The sequence below is a fragment of the Flavobacterium sp. genome, assembly GCF_030146175.1.
Classification (GTDB): Bacteria; Bacteroidota; Bacteroidia; order Flavobacteriales; family Flavobacteriaceae; genus Flavobacterium.
Genome location: NZ_JASLCE010000058.1, coordinates 21,651 through 29,545 on the forward strand (window position 1 = coordinate 21,651; position 7,895 = coordinate 29,545).

3 protein-coding genes are annotated in these 7,895 nt (G+C 40.5%); all 3 read right to left on the reverse strand.

Annotated elements, in window-relative coordinates; translation table 11 throughout:
* Window positions 1–4: 4 nt before the first annotated feature.
* Window positions 5–4,186, reverse strand: a complete 4,182-nt coding sequence (locus tag Q1R07_RS07160; RefSeq protein WP_300487871.1) for a hypothetical protein — start codon at window positions 4,184–4,186, stop codon at window positions 5–7.
* 156 nt (window positions 4,187–4,342) lie between these two features.
* The gene (locus tag Q1R07_RS07165; protein WP_300487874.1) at window positions 4,343–5,653 is read right to left on the reverse strand and encodes an ATP-binding protein; all 1,311 of its coding nucleotides are present in this window, start codon (window positions 5,651–5,653) and stop codon (window positions 4,343–4,345) included.
* A 300-nt stretch (window positions 5,654–5,953) separates the two neighbouring features.
* Window positions 5,954–7,895: pyocin knob domain-containing protein (locus Q1R07_RS07170; RefSeq protein ID WP_300487876.1), on the reverse strand; the 1,942-nt coding region annotated here is incomplete at its 5' end.

A 7,895-nucleotide genomic window follows, 5' to 3' on the forward strand; every position in this document is an offset into this window, starting at 1 on the left:
AATATTACTTTAATGTATTTTCTAATGTTTCATCAGGCCCTATTCTTATAATATCAATAAGATTATCTCCCATTGACTCAGTTCCGTTAAGATTTATTGCTAAAACCTCATATACCACACTTTGAACAAGCTTTGGATCAGTTTCATTTGCTAAGGCATCACCTAAACTTTTTAACACGTCTTTATCTGTATCCGGATTTATGTTCTCCAGTTTTTTATAGACATCATTATCCGTTAGTTGTTTCCATTTAGCGGTAACTAACAAATCAAAGGTAATATAATTTTGTTCATTTTTACGTTTAGCCTTTCCTTCAATAGCATTTAGTTGTGTCAGCAATCTATTTTCAGCTCCTTTCATAGTTTCCTTATTATATGGACCAGAAGCAGTAATCAAGTTCAAGGTCTGTTTATAACCAGAACCTAAAAACAAATCGGCAATCATGTGTGAAGCATTAAACTCTATTTGTTGATCAGGATTCTCTTTTAAATGCTCTATTGCCTTATTCGCTTCAGCCTGATTTTTAGAATGTGTCTTACCTCTCGAACCAGTTTCTTTGGTTACCAGATTTTCTCCTCTTGCCGATTGTTCAAATAATCTTCCACCAATATCAATAACCTTAAGAGCGTTTTCAAATTTTCGTATTGCCTTTTTACCATCAACTTCAACTTCATAATGGTAGGCAAATTTAATCTGTTTATTGGCACCAATATACTCAATTTTTATTGGTTTGTATTTCGCATGCTCCGCTTCTTTTACTGAAAGGTCATTTAATTTATGTTTATCTCCAAAGGCATGGATATCCAGACTTAATTTATCAAATCGTTTCTGTGCATCTTCAACTCTCTTCGCTTTATTAGTATTATTTTCACTAAGATTTTTAGAATTTACCAATTCTTTTTTAACATCGCTATTTTCCGTTTCTAATTTTGTTAAATCACTAATAATACTCGCGCCATCGCCATTGTATTGCTCTTTATTTTTATCAACATGAGTCCTAAATTTGGTAAGCTTTCTGGTTAATAGTCCCTTCTCACTAGACATATAAATTTCACCATTCTCAAAAGTCAGTGTGTGAGTAGCACCATTCATTGTAAGTGGTTCAGGTGCAATTTCAGAATCCATATTCTTGAAGTGTTTGTCTTCCACTTGTTTTTTGTCTTTCTTATCACCAATCCCCACTTTTCCAAGCAGTGCTTTTCCTTTCTCTTTTACAAAGTTCCAGAACTTGGTAATTCCGTTTACAATACGCTGGCGGATTTTATGAATCACACCCAACACTTTGTCGGCTAGTCCGCTGATACCTAATATTGAGGCTAGCAATCCGATTAATACCGGGATGGCTTTAGCCAATGCATTTTCGATCGATTTGGCTACGGCACCCACTTTACCGCTGGCAATAGCCGAAATACTATCCATAAAGGCGCTGATCAATTCGGCAATCTGTGCGGCACGCTGTACGAAGAATTTCACCACATCGATAATCGCCATAATGGCTTTTACAAAGGCACCTACCGGCGATAACAATCCTAAGATCCACTTAATACCCGCCTGGATAACCTGACTCTGGATGATGTCCATGATGGCATCCATTACCGTTGCTTTAATATCCTGGAACTGGTCTTTCAGGTATTCCCAAAGTCCTGCGATACCGTCTTTACGTACTACCTGTACAATCTCAACTCCGGTTTCCAATACTTTCATCAACGGTTCACCCACTACTGTTGCTCCAATAGAACGAATTCCGCTCCAGGTTAAATTCAGCACTTGCATCGTAATCGAGAAAATACCTTTTAACGAGAAGATATCTTCCGGCATCGTAATCGTAACGCCTTTGGCAGCTCCGGTCAACCAGGCAAAGAATCCGGTTTGAAGGTGCGTCCAGATGTTCGTTGTAAAGTTGGAGAATCCTTGTCCGACACCTGCAATAAGGTTTCCAAAGAATCCGATTGGGTCCATGATAATGGCACCTACAACCTCAACCACTTTTGCCAATAGGTTGGTCAGCGTATTTTTCACCTCAATAATAAAAGCGAAAACACCACTTAAGGCACTTAATGCCATACCTACCAAGCCTTTATTCATGGCTTTTAAGTTTTCAATTCGGGCATCGATTGCTTCAATGTTTTCGACATATTTCTTCGCCAATACATCAATAAGGGCATCTTTTTTATTGTCGACATCTTTTTCAAGCGCATTGAATTTCCCCTGAATTTCACTGATCGCAGCCGCTCCAAGTTTCTTTAAACTTGGCGATAAGGTGTTGACATAATTCTGCACCTCTTTCTTACCGGTCGCGATTCTTCTTTTCGCCGCATTTAACTGATTGGCAACCACATTGGCGATATCGTCAATATAGCGATCCATTGTTGAAACATACTTTTCTTTTCCGGTCACAAAGTATTGTTCTACTTCTTTCGGAAGTCCTACCATCGCATCTTTGACACGCTTTAGGTTTCTCCAATCCAGCCACGAATCACCATAACGTCTCTTTTTGTAGGCTTTCATTTCCTTGTCTACGTGCCTTTCAAAAGCAATTTTTGCGGCTATACTTCCCGCTGCGAATTTTTTAGCAACCGTATCATCAAGACCGTCTAAAATACCTTTAACATCACCTTTAGCGTCGTTATAGATTTTGTTGATGTTATCGGCAATTTTCTTACGTTCAGCGGTGTCTTTAGAGGCTGTTTCTTTCTGGTTACCAAGCACTTTATCCAGTCCGCCTTTACGGGAACCATGCATTCCGGCAATTTGCTTCGCGGCTTGTGCCTGTGCTTCGTTCTGGGTTTTGTTTAGTTTCTGACCCTCGTCTATTCTAAATTGGTTGGTCGCGGCCTTACTTTGCTCTTTTGCTTTGTTTTTCTCGTCTAATGCGCCTTTGAATGACGGCTCGTTAGAGTTGGCAAGCATTTGATCTGTAACGCCATGCTCTTTCATTTGGCTGTCGATGCTATCCGTTTCCGATTGAATTGGTTTTTCAATATTGGTAGCCTCTCTTTTTGTTGGCATTGCCTTAGCCGCATTAACGCTACCCGGTGCTTTACCGTGTTCCGGTACCGGCATTTTAGCAACATTTCGAACCGGTTGTTTTGCCGTATCCGGTTTTTCCGATGTGGTATTCTGAATACTTCCCGAAGCGGCATTTTTCTCTTTTTTGACAGAGCCCATTGCTTTGTCATTGACCTCCTTAATGTTGTTGTTTTTTTCGAACTTATCCGCATCTTCCTCATTTGTAGGAAGCTTTACGCCATCAATTTTCTTTTTCAGTTCGGCTTTAAAAGCGGCAGCACTAAACAATCCCGGTTCCTGTGCACTCATTTTATTTACCTGACCGGCTTGTGCCATACTTTGGCGTTCATTCGACGGTGAAGGTGCGGCAGCTTGCGCATCTTGTGATGCTTTTCCGGCCGGTCCGTGCTTTCGCTGTGCTTTTGCTGTTTCGGCAACCTGTCCCTGCATTTCCATAAAAACAGGATTGGCAGTAGCCGTTTTTGGTGTTGTATCCGCTACTTCTTCTGTTGCCGCTTTATCTTCGATGGCTTCTTTTTCTCCAGCCTTTATATCTGATTTATCAGCTGCTTTTATAGCAGGAGCCGATTCCGACGAAGCGCCGGTATCACCAGAGCTTTTTGCATTCGAAACGTCAACCAGCTTTTCATCGGTAGCTTTTTGCGCCGTTTCAGCCGACTTCGGATCAGCCGATTTGGCACCCGGTAGTTTTGTATCCGCCGGCTTCGCTTCTGCTGTTGGTTTTGCATCCGCAGCTTTTGCATCCGCAGGTATAGCGTCGGTTGGTTTTCCTTCCTCCGATTTTGCCTCTGCAGCTTTGGTATCGTGATACTCTCTCAATTCATTAATTCCCAGCGTACTTCGATATTCCATTTCTTTCTGCTTGGTATCGGGATGATCCAACTCTCCTGTCGTTCCCATACTAGCCTGAAGCTGTTGGTATTTTTGTTCGGAACCATCGGAATACGCAGGACTGGAGCCGTGAACAGCCGGAATACTTGCGTTTTCGGACTGTGGGCTACTTTTTTCTGCACCGGTTTGTTCATTTTGAGCAACCGATTCCTGCGTTTGAAGATTGGCATTCTCCGTTTCGCGCAGAGAAAAAGGCGAATTCGCTGCCTGTTTCTCATCTCTCTTTTGCGCTGCTTTCTGCGGATTACTCTCTTTCTCTGCGTTCATTGTTTACTAATTATATTGTTTCCTTTATTTTATGATATAGTCAATGCCATACAAAGTGTAATCCATACGATTACACTCCATATAACATTTTATTCCCGGAAAAAATCGGTTGGTTCTGATTTGTTTCCGGACCACTTTTTACGTTGTTTGGGAAGTTTAGCTGAATATTTTGTCTTCTTTTAAATATTCCTTTTGAATACTTTCCAATAGTATGTTCTGACTCACTTTATAATCAGGTGATTTTGCAGCAATCGTTTTTAAACTGATATCCTGGATTACATTCATGATATTTGATCCTGTTAATTCATAACGTCCGGCTATAGCTTCCAGATCGATGTCTTCCATGTTTAATTGTTTGGGCAAATTGTGTTTCCAGATGCGCAAACGTTCTTCCTGTCTTGGATTGTTAAATCGGATGCAACTATGAAAACGTCGCGTAAAGGCTTTGTCCATATTATTTTTATAGTTGGATGCAAGAATGATCAATCCTGAAAAGGTTTCGATACGCTGTAACAAATAGGACACTTCCTGATTGGCATATTTATCCTGTGCATCGCGAACGTTGGTCCGTTTTCCAAAAATGGAATCGGCTTCGTCAAAAAACAAAATCCAGTTTTTATTTTCGGCTCTATCGAAGAGTTTTGCCAGTTGCTTTTCCGTTTCACCAATGTATTTGGAAACCAACATGGAAACATCTACTCTAAAAACAGGGCGGTTTGTATATTTCCCCAAAAGGCTGGCGGCCAGTGTTTTTCCTGTTCCCGGGTCGCCATAAAACAACACCCGGAAGCCTGGTTTTAGCGTTTTTTGCATATCCCATTCTTCCATGAGAATATGACTGCTATTATACCAGGCTTCAATACTTTGAAGTTCGTTTAACGTGGATTGGGGAAGTATAAGGTCGCTCCACGATCTACGGGTGTTTAATTGTTCTGCCGGAAAATCATTACTCATTTTCGGCAATAATTCGATTCCAAACAGGATACGGTTAAAGGCTTCCTGAGTGATATCTATTTTATTGTGTACTGCGTTTTCATTCTGATTTGATACTTTCAGAATGTTGTCTTTTAGCAATATGCTGGAGTCATCAAAATAGTGCAATACCTGTAATCTTCCTGCGATACAGCTACCGCCTAAAATAAACTGTAAGGCTTCAACAGTTGGTAAAAAAAGCCTGCCGCTATCATTGGTTGAACATAAATCAAATAATACGCTATTGGGTACCTCTAAATAAATGCGTCTTAATAACGCCGGGTCCAATTTTGGCATCAGTGCCATTAAGAGAATGACAACTTCATGACGGGCAAGCTCTTTCTCCGAGATATAGTCGCCTAGTGGAAAGCCTTCATGGTCACTAGTACTAAATCCAGGTGATTCTATATTGAAATCCTGGGAAGGATTGTTAATTCGCCAGACAATTACTTCTTCCAGGTATGTAAATAACTGCTGTATTTTTTTCGAATCCATTGTATTTTGGGTGTTTGTTTTTGTATATGTTTGAAATTCAAAATTCACGATTTTTTTTGGCAAAAAGCACTTTTTCGGGCGTTCGATTCAGTAGTTGCAGTAAGTCGTAAAACGCATCATTTTAAAAAAATAAAGCACTAAAAGTCAACCGTATACAAACAGACGCATGCGAATCAAAGAAACCCAATCCGGAATGTTTTACAGGATTATTGCAACGACCGCTTAACGACGCTATTTAGAGTAAAAAACCTCACAACGTTTTGCAACTATTTGTGAGGTTTTGATTAAAATTCAATCGTGTTATTTTATATAATTGACTACGGCATAACTCTGTTCTTCCATCTGGAAAGCGACAAAGCCTTCTTTGTTATAGAATTCGTAGTTATGGGGTTCCAGGATATGCGGTGAGAAATACTTTCCATCCGAACTTCTGAAGTACATTATGTATTTGATTCTTGCATTTATCAGGTCATAATCCTGATACTTCCCTTCCGGGTTAAAATAAAACGTAAGTACTTTTAAAAATCCTTTTTCGTTTGGATCGTCCGCAGCCCTATTCATTTGCCCTAAAGTCAACACATGATTCGGTTCTGTCCCCGGAGCAGCCGTTACTTGACCCGAAAAAATACCTTCTCCCGCAACGTCTAATCGCGCTTTTGGTGACGATGTACCGATTCCGACATTACCTCCCTGACGTTGCAGACTGATATCGCGATTGTTTTTCAGATTATAATCTGCGCCCTGAATATTCGGAATATCGACTTTAGATGTTTCAATTCGCAATGACTTATTCTCCGATTTATCTTTGGCCGCAAGAATACCTTCGATCCCCAGATTTCCGAATTTGGTTTCATTACCCGATTTAAGCAGGTAGTCTCCACCACCACTGCCATTACCACCCAATAAATTCCAAGGCGACCACTCGCCGTTATAAAATGACCGATTATAAACTTTATTAGACATTCCATAAGTGTAATACGTCTGATATGACATCACTTCGTCTGTAAAATTTTGAATTACGGTTAGCATCCCAGCCATAAACTCCGGATAATTTTTACCTTCTCTGGCATACTCATCTGAATTTTGCGAGAAAATACCTGTTTGTCGGTAATCATTCAAATCATCACCAGGTCGCAACTCTCCTTTTAAATTTAAAGTACGGTATGCATCTGCCTTATTAGCCAAGCCTTCGTACATAGACCCAAACTTGGCATCTACTTCGTTAGTATTGGCTTTTTGACCTAATTGCGCATACACCTCATTGGCATTGGCTTTTGCATCCAATTTACCGCTTAAGTCGGATAGTTTCACATTGACATCGGTAGTATTCGCTTTTACGGCCAATCCTGCGTTTACATCTGCTACATTGGCTTTTCCGTTTAATCCGGCATTCAGGTCATTTATTTTACCATACACCTCATCAGCATTGGCTTTTGCAGTCATCAAATGCGTGACCTCTGTAAATTTTATATCCATGTCACTTGCACTGGCTTTTAAAGCCAAGCCGGCACTTAAATCGGCCTTACTAGCCTTTAATACCAAGCCTTCCTGGATAACCGTTGCCGTTTCGTCAAACCTTGTATTAACATCTGCGATATTTGCCTTAGCAGCCAGATCAGCCAGGTTTGCTTTTCCGGATAATTTTGTATTGACATCCGTGATGTTTTCTTTTAACGCTAATCCGGCATTCAAATCGGTTACATTAGCTTTTGCAGCCAGATCCGTTGCATTGGCTTTTGCGGCTAAACCGGAATTTAAATCCACTTTGCTTGCTTTTAACGCCAATCCATCTTCAAAAGCAACTGCGCTTACTTTATCCGCCAATCCATTGTTAACATAGGTTGTATCTGCTTTTAAAGCTAAGCCCGCATTTAGATCCGTGATATTTGCCTTAGCAGCCAGATCCGTTGCGTTGGCTTTTGTTGCTAAACCGTCCTGTAATTGCGTAGTACTCGCTTTAGTCGCTAACTTAGCATCGACATTAAGAAGATCTGCTTTTTCATCCAGTTCAGCCGCAACATTATCAAATCGGGAAAGCATATCACTCCTATCCGCTTTGGATGCCAGATCCGTGACATTGGCTTTATCTGCCAATTTTGTATTAACATCTGTGATATTGGCCTTTACCGCCAAATCACTTAAACTCGCTTTGTCTGCTAAACCTTCCTCAAATTCAACGGCACTAATTTTCCCTGCTAATCCTGTATTAACATAGGTTGTATCTGCTTTTAACGCTAAGCCC

Bases quoted from the DNA above. Each gene is read 5' to 3' on its own strand.
- Q1R07_RS07160 (WP_300487871.1), bottom strand. From the start codon at position 4,186: ATGAACGCAGAGAAAGAGAGTAATCCGCAGAAAGCAGCGCAAAAGAGA.
- Q1R07_RS07165 (WP_300487874.1), bottom strand. From the start codon at position 5,653: ATGGATTCGAAAAAAATACAGCAGTTATTTACATACCTGGAAGAAGTA.